This window comes from Snodgrassella sp. ESL0304 (genome assembly GCF_013344995.1).
Classification (GTDB): Bacteria; Pseudomonadota; Gammaproteobacteria; order Burkholderiales; family Neisseriaceae; genus Snodgrassella; species Snodgrassella alvi.
In genome coordinates this window covers 201,928-216,224 of the sequence record NZ_JAAEDR010000011.1, presented here as the reverse complement: position 1 = coordinate 216,224, position 14,297 = coordinate 201,928, and the positions used below count along the sequence as shown (strand labels likewise).

Annotated in this window: 14 protein-coding genes; 2 read left to right on the top strand and 12 right to left on the bottom strand. The window is 43.9% G+C overall.

Features of this window, described 5'->3' with window-relative positions:
• Nucleotides 1-449: 449 nt before the first annotated feature.
• The 12 genes from GYX91_RS03495 to pcnB form a co-directional block, all read right to left on the bottom strand.
• On the bottom strand, nt 450-620 hold the full coding sequence (locus GYX91_RS03495; protein WP_174829960.1) for a hypothetical protein: 171 nt from the start codon (nt 618-620) through the stop codon (nt 450-452).
• Nucleotides 620-1,285: an HAD family phosphatase gene (locus GYX91_RS03490; RefSeq protein ID WP_174829959.1), complete on the bottom strand. Its 666-nt coding sequence runs from the start codon at nt 1,283-1,285 to the stop codon at nt 620-622. Before GYX91_RS03490 ends, GYX91_RS03495 begins: the two co-directional genes overlap by 1 nt.
• Complete coding sequence (gene hda, locus GYX91_RS03485; protein WP_025330353.1) at nt 1,282-1,950, bottom strand: DnaA regulatory inactivator Hda; 669 nt, start codon at nt 1,948-1,950, stop codon at nt 1,282-1,284. Before hda ends, GYX91_RS03490 begins: the two co-directional genes overlap by 4 nt.
• Nucleotides 1,951-2,091: 141 nt before the next feature.
• The gene (gene glnE / locus GYX91_RS03480) at nt 2,092-4,785 is read right to left on the bottom strand and encodes a bifunctional [glutamate--ammonia ligase]-adenylyl-L-tyrosine phosphorylase/[glutamate--ammonia-ligase] adenylyltransferase (RefSeq protein ID WP_174829958.1); all 2,694 of its coding nucleotides are present in this window, start codon (nt 4,783-4,785) and stop codon (nt 2,092-2,094) included.
• Nucleotides 4,786-4,977: 192 nt separating this feature from the next.
• Nucleotides 4,978-5,460 (bottom strand): peptidylprolyl isomerase, encoded by a 483-nt coding sequence (locus GYX91_RS03475; RefSeq protein ID WP_025330351.1) that lies wholly within the window; start codon nt 5,458-5,460, stop codon nt 4,978-4,980.
• Nucleotides 5,461-5,547: 87 nt separating this feature from the next.
• Nucleotides 5,548-7,545 carry a DNA helicase Rep gene (gene rep / locus GYX91_RS03470; protein WP_174829957.1) on the bottom strand — a complete coding sequence of 666 codons (1,998 nt, stop codon included), beginning with the start codon at nt 7,543-7,545 and terminating at the stop codon, nt 5,548-5,550.
• 72 nt (nt 7,546-7,617) lie between these two features.
• Nucleotides 7,618-8,292 carry a uracil-DNA glycosylase gene (ung, locus tag GYX91_RS03465; protein ID WP_370520369.1) on the bottom strand — a complete coding sequence of 225 codons (675 nt, stop codon included), beginning with the start codon at nt 8,290-8,292 and terminating at the stop codon, nt 7,618-7,620.
• A 77-nt stretch (nt 8,293-8,369) separates the two neighbouring features.
• Nucleotides 8,370-9,194, bottom strand: a complete 825-nt coding sequence (thiD, locus tag GYX91_RS03460; protein ID WP_037392786.1) for a bifunctional hydroxymethylpyrimidine kinase/phosphomethylpyrimidine kinase — start codon at nt 9,192-9,194, stop codon at nt 8,370-8,372.
• Nucleotides 9,195-9,366: 172 nt separating this feature from the next.
• Nucleotides 9,367-10,158, bottom strand: coding sequence for a 3-methyl-2-oxobutanoate hydroxymethyltransferase (gene panB / locus GYX91_RS03455; protein WP_078474438.1), 792 nt, complete (start codon nt 10,156-10,158; stop codon nt 9,367-9,369).
• Between the two features lie 546 nt (nt 10,159-10,704).
• The gene (locus GYX91_RS03450) at nt 10,705-11,337 is read right to left on the bottom strand and encodes a deoxynucleoside kinase (protein ID WP_025330346.1); all 633 of its coding nucleotides are present in this window, start codon (nt 11,335-11,337) and stop codon (nt 10,705-10,707) included.
• Nucleotides 11,338-11,356: 19 nt separating this feature from the next.
• Nucleotides 11,357-11,872: a 2-amino-4-hydroxy-6-hydroxymethyldihydropteridine diphosphokinase gene (folK, locus tag GYX91_RS03445; protein ID WP_084550483.1), complete on the bottom strand. Its 516-nt coding sequence runs from the start codon at nt 11,870-11,872 to the stop codon at nt 11,357-11,359.
• Complete coding sequence (gene pcnB, locus GYX91_RS03440; RefSeq protein ID WP_084554071.1) at nt 11,869-13,203, bottom strand: polynucleotide adenylyltransferase PcnB; 1,335 nt, start codon at nt 13,201-13,203, stop codon at nt 11,869-11,871. Before pcnB ends, folK begins: the two co-directional genes overlap by 4 nt.
• 204 nt (nt 13,204-13,407) lie before the next feature.
• Here pcnB and GYX91_RS03435 point away from each other — a divergent pair, with 204 nt between their 5' ends.
• The gene (locus tag GYX91_RS03435) at nt 13,408-13,593 is read left to right on the top strand and encodes a DUF3460 family protein (protein WP_025330343.1); all 186 of its coding nucleotides are present in this window, start codon (nt 13,408-13,410) and stop codon (nt 13,591-13,593) included.
• Between the two features lie 17 nt (nt 13,594-13,610).
• Nucleotides 13,611-14,279 (top strand): O-methyltransferase, encoded by a 669-nt coding sequence (locus tag GYX91_RS03430; RefSeq protein WP_174829956.1) that lies wholly within the window; start codon nt 13,611-13,613, stop codon nt 14,277-14,279.
• The last annotated feature ends 18 nt before the right edge of the window (nt 14,280-14,297 follow it).

Sequence of the window (14,297 nt, the reverse complement as noted above, 5' to 3'; positions counted from 1 at the left end):
TCATCATATTCCATGCAATACAGCCTACTGATTAATTTATATAGATTCAGGAAATACAGTTCAGTTAAACTAATTAAAAAGAGAAATTATAGTTTTATAATCTGACCATATTATTCAGAATATAATTTATTTAAATGAAACCTATGCTATTAATCAGACAATGATTTCAGCAAATTTTAACTGATATATCAATAAGCCGGCGCATCTGATATCTGAAACGCCGGCTTTTCTTTTAAATATCGAATTCAATATATTATATTTAAAGATTATAAAGTAAGTTCCATCTGCATATTTAATAAGTTAAAAGTATTTGCCTGACCAGTGATTTCCTTAAAACCGGTTTGTAGATAAAGGTATACTGCCGGCTTCAGACTGGTATGAATTTCAACATATAGTTTTTTTACACCCAGCATTCTGGCTTTAGCTAGATAACCTCAATAAGCTTTTTATCAATGTGTGTCCGCCCTTTTAAGAACAGCCAGCTTCGGATTATCCTGTATCTGATAATCGCCACCTTCCATTTCAATTAGCCAGCCATGCTGCAAATCACGTAAAGCGGGCTGATAGCGATCACTTAGACTGAAATCTGTACGCTGTCTGCCAAAATTATGATACGTCATTACATAAAATTCAGTATCGGCCAGCCATGGCGATGAGCATACTGCACCAGTTTCTCATCAGGATTAACGGCAACCGGATCAGTTACCAAATTGAGCAAGGGCAAATCATTATGCGAATCACTGTAAAAATACACTTTAGTAAAATCTTCCAGCTGCTGTCCTCGCTGTGCTAGCCACTGCTGCAAGCGGGTAACTTTGCCTTCTTTAAAACTGGGCGTACCTGTATAGTGTCCGGTATAGTTACCGTCTGCATCTGTTACTAACTGCACGCCGATAATATTCTGAATACCAAACGCTTTTGCAATGGGTGCGATAATAAATTCATTAGTAGCAGACAAAAGCAGCATTTCATCACCGGCATCGCGGTGTCCTTGAACCAGCATTTTAGCCATAGTAGAAATATGCGGCACGATAAAATCACGCATATACTCATTATGCATTTCATCCAGCTCTGCGCGGCTAAAGCGCGCCAGTGGTGCAAGCTGGAATTTCAGAAATTCATCAATATCCAGACAGCCATTCAGGTAATCCTGGTAAAATTTGTCGTTTTTCATGTCAACAAACGATTTATCTACCAGCCCTTTTTGCATCAGATACTTCGGCCATTCATTATCTGAATCACAGTTAATCAGTGTGTGGTCAAGGTCAAAAATAGCCAGATTCATGCATTTTCCTGTTGTTTAAGTAACTGGCGCAATAATGTAAGAGTGATGCGTCTACCCTGCGCCAGTGAATAATCATTCAGGGTATTAAGCATCAGCAGCAAGCTATCCAGATCTCTGCGCCAGTGAGCCAGCAAATAGCGGATTACTTCTGCGTCAACCGGTATTTGCCGTGCGTGAGCCATGCCTACCAGAGCATTGAATTTTTCTTCATCACTTAATGGTTTGATTTCGTAGACAAGACAATAGGCCATGCGTGTACGTAAATCTTCACGGATCATTAGCTGCTGAGGGGGGATTGCTGAACTTAAAAGCAGATTACCGTGCCGGCTGTTGCGAAAATGGTTGAAGAGAGAAAATAGTTGCTGCTGTTCAGTGGCACTGAGTAATTCAATCTGGTCTACGGCAACACAATCCAGATCGAACAGCCAGTGTCCCAGGCCTTCTCTGGCTGCATCAACATATTCAGCTTTCAGCCCGCGTGACTGTGCTTGTGCCACCCATGCTTTGAGCAAGTGGCTTTTACCACTGCCTGCTTCCCCCCAGACAAAGATAAACGGGTCAGCCTGATGCTGTAACACATAAATCAGTTCCGCATTGGTATGGCCAAGAAATTTATCAAATCCGGGATAGCTACGATCGTCAAAGTCAAATATCAGTTGGTTCACTACAGTAGACCAGTTTGAAAGCTAGTGCGACCTTTGATTGTAGCTGTCTGCTTAGTTCATATCAAGCAGCATAACGATGGAATTTAACTGATGAATAAGGATTTTATATTTAGCGGAAGTGAAAACCAACAGATAAAATATTTACTCCGACGGTTCGGCGGCAAATACCTGTTTCCATAGTTTCTTCACTATCTGATAATATTCAAGTAAGGAAGCATCTATGGGCGTAGTGACTGCGTCACGAAGACGGGTGTTATGCTGTAGCTGTCGATAATAACGATACGCAGTACGGCTGCCTTCCGCCAGTTTACTGTCAATCAGCCCCAGCTCAGCCGCAATACTGAGCAAAGCAATATTGCCATAATTTTGTAATAATTGCGGATACTGATGTGCAAAAGAAAGAATCAGATACTGCACAATGAATTCCACATCAACGACACCGCCGCGGGCATATTTCACGTTACTGTCAACTGGCGGATGTGTAGGGAACATTTTTTCGCGCATGGCAATAATTTCTTTCCGAAGCTGTTCCGCATCACGCTGACGACACAGTATCTCATTCCGTACAGCATCAAAGCGTCTGCCAACTACACTGTCTCCGGCAATAAAGCGGGCACGTGTTAAAGCCTGATGTTCCCATGTCCATGCACTTTCACGTTCATAGCGCTCATAAGCCTGTATATGTGTGACGGTAAAACCGGAATCTCCGTTCGGACGCAGACGTAAATCAATATCATAGAGCATACCGGCGCCAGTCGGAACAGTGAGCCAGCTGGTCAAGCGGCGTGCCAGTCGAGTATAAGTATCGACAGCATCCGGATGATTATCATCAAATACATAAACCAAATCCAGATCAGAAGTATAGCCCAGCTCTTTGCCGCCTAATTTGCCATAACCAATCACAGCAAAGTGCGCAGTATCAGTATGCCTGCGTGGTAATTCAGTCCATACTCTTGTAAGTGCTGCTTGAATAATCAAATCAGCCAAAGCGGAAAGCTGGTCGGATAAAGACTCAACTGTCCACAAGCCAGCCAGATCCTGCACAGCCAGACGGAAAGTCCATGCATGCTGAAACCGGCGTAAAACATCCATCTGGGCTTCAACATCACCGTGACACTCATCAAGCTGATACTCCAGTTCAATCGAGTGAGCTGCCCAATCAGTATCTATACGCATTAATTCGTTGCTAAGCAGCTCATCCAGCAATACCGGATGCTGCTGTAGATAAGTAGCTACCCAGCTACTCTGGCTCATTAAACCAGCCAGTTTTTCCAGAGCCTCAGGATGCTCATGCATAAATGCCAGATAAGAGCTGCGCCGGCCAATGGCCTCAAGAAAATCCAGTAAACGGGCTAAAGTAACATCTGCTTGCGGACATTTCGCAGCAATACTAAGCACTGACGGTATGATTTCGTCAAAGCGCTGTTGCGCAGTGGACGATAGCTGCCGGTACTGACTGCCATGATGCAATTGTTGCAGCCGCTGCAATACATTTTTGGCATCAAACCCGTGCGCAGTCAGCAAAGCGATTTTTTCTTTGTTGTCACTTTCATCCTGCCATACACGCAGCATATCCGGATCGTTTACTTTGGCTTTGTCTTCCGGTTCAGTAAATATTGCTTCGAAAATCTGGTGCACAGCCTGTCTGTGCTGATTCAGGGCAGCCAGATAATCCTTATAGTCGCTGTATCCCATACTTTGTGCCAGCATTTGCTGTTGCTTTTCACCAGTTGGTAACATCTGGGTTTGCTGGTCATCCCAGTATTGCAGCCGGTGTTCGGTATCCCGCAAAAAATAATAGGCTTTCAGTAATGTATCGACACTATCCTCCGACAGCATACCGTGCTGAAGCAAAGCATGCAGCGTTTCCTGTGTACCTTTTAATTGCAGGCTGCGTACCTGTCCGCCCCGTATTAACTGGAATATCTGGGCAACAAATTCCACCTCACGGATACCACCGGCACCAAGTTTGATATTATCAGCCATACCTTTACGGGTAACTTCACGCTGTATCTGCCTATGCAGGTTGCGCATGCCGTCATAAGCATTAAAATCCAGATATTTGCGATATACAAAAGGTCGTACCAGTGCAGCAATATTATTCGGATAGTCTGTGACCAGACGCGCCTTTGTCCATGCATAACGCTCCCACTCCCGTCCCTGCTGAATCAGATAATGCTCCAGTGCGGTTTCATTGATTACCAGAGCTCCGGAATCACCATCTGGACGCAAACGCATATCAACCCGAAAGACCTGACCATCTCCGGTAATATCATTTAACAGAGCAATGATTTTCTGTCCGACTTTTGTAAAAAATTCCTGATTGCTCTTCTGTCGTTTACCATCAGTATTTCCGGCTTCCGGAAACACAAAAATTAAATCAATATCAGAAGATACATTCAGCTCATAGCCACCCATTTTCCCCATACCTACAATACTAAGGCGTTGCTTATCCCCGCTGTACTGGCCGACTGGCTGTCCGTACAAACCAGCATAGTAGGCATGTGCATACTGCTCAGCAATATTTATAGCGAAATCCGCCAGATGGGTAATAGTTACAGTGACTTCATTTAAATCGCTTACCCGCGCCAAATCACGAGCCATAATATGTGCCATTACATAACGGCGCAGCAGGCGTAACTGGCGTGCCAGTTCATCTTCATTTTCACTGCTCTGTAATTGCGCCCAGTCAGCGAAATTCCGGAAATCATCAATGGTCAGTTGCCGCTCCAGCCAAGGATAAAGTTTGTCTGTATTAAGTAACTGATTATCCAGTAAACGGCTTAGAAACAATGAATACGGACGTGCTGCTGCAAGAATTTGTTCGGGAGTCATAATGGCATTAATAAGAATATGAATGCATGGTTTATCATACCGTCTGAAACTAATACTGTGAATCAGTAAATCAGAGACAATAACATGCAGTATTTCAGTGAGAAGCTGAATATTGCCGGAAATAAAAAAAGAAGTTTGCGCTTTCGGCGAAACTTCCTTTTTTCAGATTTAATTATCCAATGATGTAACTAATTAGTGATGATGGTGATCATGCGCTCCATGTACATGACCATGTTCCAGCTCCTCAGCCGTAGCAGGGCGAATGTCTTTTACTGTTGCTTTAAAACGAATACACTGTCCAGCCAACGGATGATTACCATCGACTACCGCTTTACCATCTGCTACATCGGTAATACGATAAACCATTACATCACCAGTTTCCGGGTCATCTGCTTCAAACATCATGCCCACTTCAACTTCAACCGGAAACACATCCAATGGTTCAATACGAATCAGATCTTCATCCTGTTCGCCAAATGCATCATCTGGTGCCAGTTTTACATCTACTACATCGCCAACCGTCTTATCATGTAACTGTTCTTCAACCAACGGAAAAATACCGTCATAGCCACCATGCAAATAGCTAATCGGTTCTTCAGTTTTATCGATCAGCTGGTTATCAGCATTGAACATTTCATAGTCCAGTGTCACAACAGAATTTTTGGCGATTTTCATAATTTTTTTCCATAATCAAGCTGCACAGGCAGCAAACAATTTGTATTTTAACATGTAATGGTGCAAACCACATGACGTTACAGACTGCTATTGCAGACTATCCAGCCGTGCCATCATTCCTGCAAGAATACTTTTACCTTCCGACTGACTAACAATGGGTTCACTGCCCTTACGTCCCAGCAAACGAATATCTTCGCCCGGCATTTCATCAATAAAACGGCTGGGTTCATGAAATTCCCAGGAACCGGCACGTTTGCGTTTATGACAATGTGTAAGAGTAAGAGTTTGCCGCGCACGGGTGATACCCACATACATCAGCCGGCGTTCCTCATCAATATTGCCTTCTTCGATACTGTCAGCATGCGGAAATACTCCTTCTTCACAGCCTACCAGAAACACATGCGGATACTCCAGACCTTTAGACGCATGCAGAGTGGACATACTCACCATATCTGCATCTTCATCTTCTTTACCATCAAGCAATGTCATTAGTGCTATAGTCTGGGCTATTTCCAGAATATTCCGGCCATCTTCTTCACCTTTTTTGCCTATCCAGCTGAGCAAATCCTGCACATTGCGCCATTTAATTTCTCCGGCCCGTCCTTCCTCTGTATTGAGCAAATGTGTTTCATAAGCTATATCGGCAAGCAAACTGTGCAACAATTGTCCGGCATCTTCCACAGTAGCACGTGCCTGATAATCAGCCAGCAAAGCCATAAACTGCTGTAACGGTTCACGGCTTTTTGCTGACAACTCTGCCAGCGCATCCATACTGCGTGCAGCTTCAAATAAACTGCATTGTGCTACTTTGGCATAATTATTCAGCTTAGCCAGTGTGGTTTCACCTACTCCTCGCCGTGGTGTCGTTACTGCGCGCAGAAATGCCGGATCATCGTCCGGATTAGCAAGTAAACGAACATAAGCCAGTACATCTTTGATTTCGGCCTTATCAAAAAAACTTTGTCCGCCTGAAAGTCTGTATGGAATTCTCCGGCTACGCAATGCCTCTTCAAAAACTCTCGCCTGATGATTACCCCGATATAAAATCGCAAAATCCCGGTAATGTACGGCATCACCACCAATCAGTTTCTGATGAGCAATTCTGCTGACGACTACATCAGCTTCGTGAGCCTCATTTTTACAGGCAATAACATCAATCATGTCACCCAACCCGTATTCACTCCATAATGTTTTAGCAAAAAGTTTGGGATTATGGGCAATCACCTGATTGGCTACACGCAGAATACGTGCAGTAGAACGATAATTTTGCTCCAGTTTAATAATCTTTAAATCCGGATAATCTTGTTGCAGCAGACGCAGATTTTCCATATTGGCACCACGCCAGGCATAAATACTCTGATCATCATCACCTACGGCAGTAAACTTACCTTCTGCACCGGTAAGCAGACGCATCAGCGCATACTGACAGGTATTGGTATCCTGACACTCATCTACCAGCAGATAACGCAAACGAAGCTGCCACTTATAGCGAATATCTGCCTGTGACTGGAGCAGCTCAACCGGTATCCGGATTAGATCATCAAAATCTACTGCCTGATAGCTGGTCAGAGTATCCTGATAAGAGGCATATAACTGCCCCATCTGATGTGTCCATGTATCATCAGCCTGCCGAATAACAGTTTCCGGAGAAAGCAGACTATTTTTCCACAGTGAAATCTGATGCTGGGCTTTAAACACCATTTCCCTGCCGGTACTGCCCAGTAATTCACTGATGATTTTGCCCGCATCGGCACTGTCGAGAATAGAAAATTGTTTTTTATATCCCGCAGCTGCTGCTTCCTCACGTAAAAAACGCATACCCAGCGAATGAAAAGTACATATAGTTAAACCGCGGGTTTGCGATTTACTTAATAAATGGCCAACACGCTCCTGCATTTCCCGTGCCGCTTTATTAGTAAAAGTAATTGCAGCTATCTGCTGGGCAGGATAGTGTGCTTGTGTAATCAGGTAAGCAATTTTTTCAGTAATAACACGCGTTTTACCACTGCCGGCACCAGCCAGCACCAGTAATGGTCCATCAAGATAGTGAATAGCTTCGTGTTGTTGCGGATTCAGATTTAACATGGTTTTATTGATGTTTCCGGCAAAAACACAACCGTACTGTTTATCAGGCCGGCTTCTGGTCAGCCGGATATCTTACAATTGCCAGTCTATCGGGCTTATTCCGTGCTCCTGCAGATATGCATTAGCCCGTGAAAAATGCCTGCATCCGAAAAAACCACGGTATGCAGATAAAGGAGACGGATGAGGTGCAGTTAATACCAGATGTTTTTTCCGGTCAATCATAGCACCTTTTTTTTGTGCATGGCTGCCCCAAAGCATAAATACAATATGTTCACGTTCAGCATTCAAGACAGCAATCACATGGTCGGTAAAAGTTTCCCAGCCCAGCTCTGCATGTGAATGTGCCTGACCGGCGCGCACGGTTAAAACGGTATTAAGCAACAATACACCTTGCTCTGCCCAGTGCTGCAAATAGCCATGCTGCGGAATACGAAAGCCGGGTATATCTTCAGCCAGTTCTTTATATATATTGACTAGTGAAGGAGGAATGGCTACACCTTGCCGTACAGAAAAAGACAAACCATGCGCCTGCTGCGGACCATGATAAGGATCCTGACCAAGAATAACCACTTTTACCTGAGCAAATTCAGTTGCCTTAAACGCATTGAACACATCTTGCGCCGGCGGATAAATCACCTTACCGGCCAGCCTTTCAGCACGTACTGTTTCCAGAATATGCTGAAAATATGGTTGCTGTTTTTCTGCACCAATTGCCTGATGCCATGTCTGCATTAAAACTTCCCCTATCTGATAAAAAGGCAATTTATGCCTTGCAGTCGGCCTTATACCGGTCAAGCTGCTATTTTAGCATAGCGGCAAAACTACTAATCATGCCTTATACGCCAGAAATGCGCTAACGGGCCATACCCATGTCCCAGATGCCAGTGTTGCCCTGCCTCAATCGCACCATGTACATAACTTTTGGCAGCCGCGACTGTATTGGCCAGATTTTCATGCTGTGGTCGCAAAGCGGCTATCGCAGCTGAAAGAGTACAACCAGTACCATGAGTATGTGAAGTATGAATCCGGAGACTTTTAAAACATACCGGTTCATTATCCCGTTCCATCAGCCAGTCTGCAGCATCTTCAGAATTATTACGGTGCCCGCCTTTTACCAGTACTGCATGACAGCCTTCATCCAGTAAAATCTGTCCCTGTTCGAGCATTTCTTGATCCGTAGTGGCTATCGGCTTATGTGTCATGATAGAAAGTTCAAAAAGATTAGGTGTCAGAATATCAGCCAGCGGCATCAGCAATTGCTTCATTGTCTGCACAGTATTTTCTATCGACAAAGCTGAACCGGAAGTAGCCACCATAACCGGATCCAGTACAGTAAAAGGCAGATGATATTGTTGCAGTGATTGAGCAACCGTACGGATGCTATCAATATCAGCCAGCATACCGATTTTGACCGCATCGATACGAATATCAGACATTACTGCCGCACACTGCGCCTCTATCATATCCGGCGTTACTACCATAACCTGCTGTACACCAAAAGTATTCTGTGCAGTAATGGCTGTAATCACACTGGTACCGTATGCACCCAGCGCAGCAAAAGTTTTTAAGTCCGCCTGAATACCTGCTCCGCCACTGGAATCAGATCCGGCAATAGTCAAAGCACGGGGGTAAGGCTTGGCGAGCGCCATAAGCATCTCCCTGAAAATTTTTATTTGTCAACGAATTAACTTATATATACTTCCAGAAAAAAAAACAAGCCCGTATAAATATCCGCAAAATATGCCTATTGACTATTTGTAAAGAAAAACCCACATAAAAATATAATATTTTCAATTAAAAACAGAAATTTAATTCAAACTTTCAATCAGCAAAAATATGTTCTGCTGCCGGAAAAGTTTTTGCTTTTACTTCGCGAACATAGGCACTGACAGCTGCCTGAATACTATCCTGATCCTGCATAAAATTTTTGACAAATTTAGCTGTTTTACCCGGATAAATACCCAGCATATCATGCATTACCAAAACTTGTCCGTCACAGTCGACACCTGCACCAATACCGATTGTCGGGCAGCTAAGTGCTGCTGTCACCTCTGCTGCCAGCTGGCCGGGTACACACTCCATTAATACCATATCAGCACCAGCCTGTGCATGAGCCTGAGCATCGGCCATTAATTGTGCCGCGGCTTCACCACGACCTTGTACTTTATAGCCACCGAGTGTATGAACGGATTGCGGCGTAAGACCGATATGTGCACATACCGGAATACCTCGCTGCTGTAAAAACTGCGTGGTTTCTGCTATCCATGCACCCCCTTCCAGTTTCACCATATGTGCACCGGCAACCATCAGGCGTACTGCAGCAGCAAAAGCCTGTTCTTTGCTTTGCTGATAGGCACCGAAAGGCAGATCAGCCAGAATCATTGCCTGTTGATTACCACGTGCTACAGCAGCCGTGTGATAACAGATATCATCAACACTAACCGGTATAGTAGATGTTTGCCCTTGTACCGCCATACCAAGCGAATCACCAATCAGCAATATATCAACACCGGCATCGCTCATCAGACGGGCAAAACTGGCATCATAACAAGTCAGCATGGCAATTTTTTCACCGGCTGCCTTCATTTTCCTTAAAGTATGAATAGTATGCATATACAGATAAATCCGCTATTTATGTTTTATCAGAAAATACTGCCGGTAATAACAGCTTATTTATTTTTAACCTGCATTCCGGCTAAAGAAACCCAAATTTGTTACAACAAATATCCGGCTAGTTGTAATGACCGGCAAAATACCACAGACTACAGCCAAACCAGAACAGATTAACAAATATTTTGCCATCCTTTATTCCCATCTGACCGGAATATCTTTAAAATTATTTATCTAATATGGATATATCCAGATGTTGGTACTAAACCAGTAATTTCATCTTTGGTAATGCCGGAAAAATACGTATCTGAATTCTGCAATTCCATATACAAAAACTGTACTTTTTTCTAGAAAAAGTACAGTTTATAAGTCTGAAATCCATCGCAAAGAGAAAATAAATACCAAATTAACAGAATAATGTCATTGATATTTTTTTACTCAAATTAAACAGCATAAAATGCCGATATAGCTAATTTACGACAAATCAGATTGACTGAAATATCCACGCAGACAACGGAAATAATTATTTCACCAAACAATTTTAAATAACTATTCGCTTAAATTGAGATAATTACGGCTGCCCTGCATATTAGCAATGGTATTGAGCAACAGTTCAAAATGATCGTCATTACCAAGAAAATCCAGCTCATTAGTATTAGCAATCAATAGCGGAGCATGCTGATATAAATGGAAAAACCGGCGATACTCAGCGTGAATTTGCTGTAAATAACCAGCCGGAAACAGATTAACCATTCCGTCATCCCGCTGACGCAAACGCTTATCAAGCAACTCGTCATCAGCTTCCAGATAAATCACCAGATCCGGAACCGGAAATTTCGGCATTACTTTTTGCTTAATTTGCCAGTACAGAGTCTGTTCCTCTTCACGCAAAATTACCGGCACATATATCTGATCCTTCTCAAGCAGAAAATCAGCAATAACCCGCGAGCGTCGCTCATCCTCTGCATAAATCACATTTATTGCCTCGCAACGACGCATTAAAAAATGCATCTCTGTGGCTAGCCCGTGATTAGTCGCATTCAGATAAAATTTTTCCAGAAACGGATTGCTTTCCGGAATTTCCGACAGCAGCAGAGCATCAAAATATTGTGCCAGACGGCGGCTTAAAGCTGATTTTCCACTGCCAATAGATCCTTCTACGACAATGTAGCGATAATCCATACTCCCTGCTCCCCTGTTTTTATTCCTGTTCGTCAGTAATTTCAGTAATTATAGTTACTGCATCCGGCTGTTTCTTTAATAATGCCGCGGCCACCACAGAAGCACTGTCATGAGTACCAATTACATAATAAGGCGCAATTGCAGCCAGCGGTGCCATTACAAAAGCACGTTCACACGCACGCGGGTGCGGCAGTGTCAGATCCGCATCATTAATATCCTGATGATCATAATCAATTATATCCAAATCAATCACTCGCGGTCCGTTTGGAACCTCACGTACCCGTCCCAGTCGGTTTTCCAGATCCAATAAAGAATTTAATAGTTCATGAGCACTTAAAGTGGTATGAACCAGAACAACAGCATTGACAAAATCCGGCTGGTCAGTCATTCCTACCGGCTTAGTAATATAAAGTGGTGAAATTGCCTTGACCCGAACCCCTTTAATCTGATTCAAATCTGTCAGAGCTGTTTCAACCTGTTTACGTGGATTATCAAGATTAGCCCCTAAAGCAATTACCGCTGTAACTAAATTCATGCTTCCTCCTGCTTGGGTTTGTTAGTGCGTCTGTTACGGTATCTTTTTTGTCTTGTTGAATTTTTTTCTGATTGCGAAGCAGTACGAATTAATTGCTCACGCTCTACATCTGAACCATGCTGAAAAGCCTGCCACCACTGAACTGTCTCCTGTGATAATTCGCCCAGACTGGCACGCAGACACATAAAATCAAAAGCAGCACGAAAACGCGGCTGTCCGAGTAAGCGGTAAGGACGCGCCCCGCGCATAATTTCAAACTGCGGTTGCAAACTCCAGATTTCACGCATGGTTACACTATATCGCTGCGGCACACCCCAGTTTTTATCTACATGCTGACGTTCTGAAGTAATCGCCGCATTCATCGCTGCACTGGAGCGCATACCACTATTCAGTTCCCGCTGCCATACTGTTCTTATATGCGGCCATAATACAGCTGCCAGTACAAAGCCCATAGATACAGATTTATCTGCCCGCAGGCGTTCGTCAGTATTGTGCAGAGCCAGTGCGACAATATTATCATTACTTTCGCCGCCCGGCATTAATGCATCAAGTAGCGGATGAATATCTTTCAGACCAAGATTATTCATCTGGCGCAGACATGCCTGTGCATAACCACTGAACAATATTTTCAGCACTTCATCAAACAGCCGAGCCGGCGGTTCCCGCTTTAACAACTGCGCACATTCAGCTATCGGTTTAGATGTATGTTTATCTACGGTAAAGCCAAGTTTGCCAGATAATCTGGCTGCCCGTAGCATGCGCACCGGATCCTCCTGATAGCGCTCAGCCGGATTACCTATCATTACCAGACGCCGGTTAAGTATGTCTTCAACGCCATGATGAAAATCCAGAACTACCTGCTGTTTCGGATCATAGTATAGAGCGTTGGCAGTAAAGTCCCGGCGCATTGCATCCTGTTCAAGCGTACCGAAACTGACATCCTTCATAATCCTGCCTAGCTCATTATGGCTGTTGACTGCCCCGCCCCGAAAAGTTGTTACCTCGATAGTTTCCGGACCAACCATAACATGCACAATCGGAAAACGCCTGCCGATAATGCGGCTGCGCCGGAAAAGTTTATGTATCTGTTCGGGGGTGGCATCTGTTGCCACATCAAAATCTTTAGGTGTCACACCAAGCAGTAAATCACGCACAGCTCCACCTACCACATAAGCCTGATAGCCTTCCTTCTGCAAGCGGGTGATTACCTTTTCCGCTGCAAAACTCAGATCATCTGCCTGAATATGGTGTTGTGCCAATGAGATTTCCCGTCTTTTGCCACGCCGGGCAGACTTTCTCGGCAAAACCTTGTGTAACCACTTTGTTAGCATAAATAATACAAAAGCTTATGAAAAAATACTCGCGTGCCGCAGCAACCACGACCGATAAAGTACTATAGTATAACCTATCTATCCGTATCTCATCATTCCTCACCGCACAGACAAGTGCAATCTGCCGGCATTTTCTTCACTACCACTGCCTACTTTGTATATAATACACCCGTTTCTGAACTCATCATGTAAGAAGAAACCGATATGTATAATTATCAGTCTGACACTACCCAGTTTCTGAATGAATTTCTGACTAAGCACCCGGAAGAAGCACAAGCACAAATCGAACATCGCGGCATGCTATGGGATGTACAGCTCAATCCGGAAGATGAAGCAAACTTTGCCGCCGCCAAATTGCCGAAAAAAGGCTATACCTATCTAACTGAATAATCTCTATTTAACCCGTTATGAGCCAGAACGGTTGTCTGACTACCCCGGAGCTGAGGCAATATCTTGCCGGAATAAACCCTGCAGAAGCGCCACTACTAGCACAGCTGCGTGCTGAAACGGCACGACATCGCAAGGGTAATATGAGTATCGCACCGGAACAGGCTCAATTAATGGTATGGCTTGCACGGATGATTCAGGCTCGTAACTATCTGGAAATTGGTGTTTTTACCGGTTACAGTAGTACAGCTATGGCAATGGCACTGCCGGAAGACGGACATATCACTGTCTGTGATATTAACGTAACCTATACCGATATTGCCCGCCGCTACTGGCAAGAGGCTAATGTCAGCCATAAAATCCAGCTGTATCTGCAGCCGGCAATAATAACCCTCGATAAACTGATTACCAATAATCAAAACAATTATTACGATATTGCTCTGATAGACGCGGATAAGATACCCACCCCTCAATATTTTGAGCGCTGTCTGCAATTGGTTCGTCCCGGCGGCATTATCGCCATTGATAATGTCTTATTGCACGGTCGTGTTGCACATACAGCCAATGCTAATGAATCAGAAAGTGTTCATATTATGCGTCAGTTCAATGCCAGCTTGATAAATGATACGCGGATAATTCCGTTAACTATACCACTTGGTGATGGTTTAACACTTATTCAGAAAAGATAATAACAAACAACCGGAGGA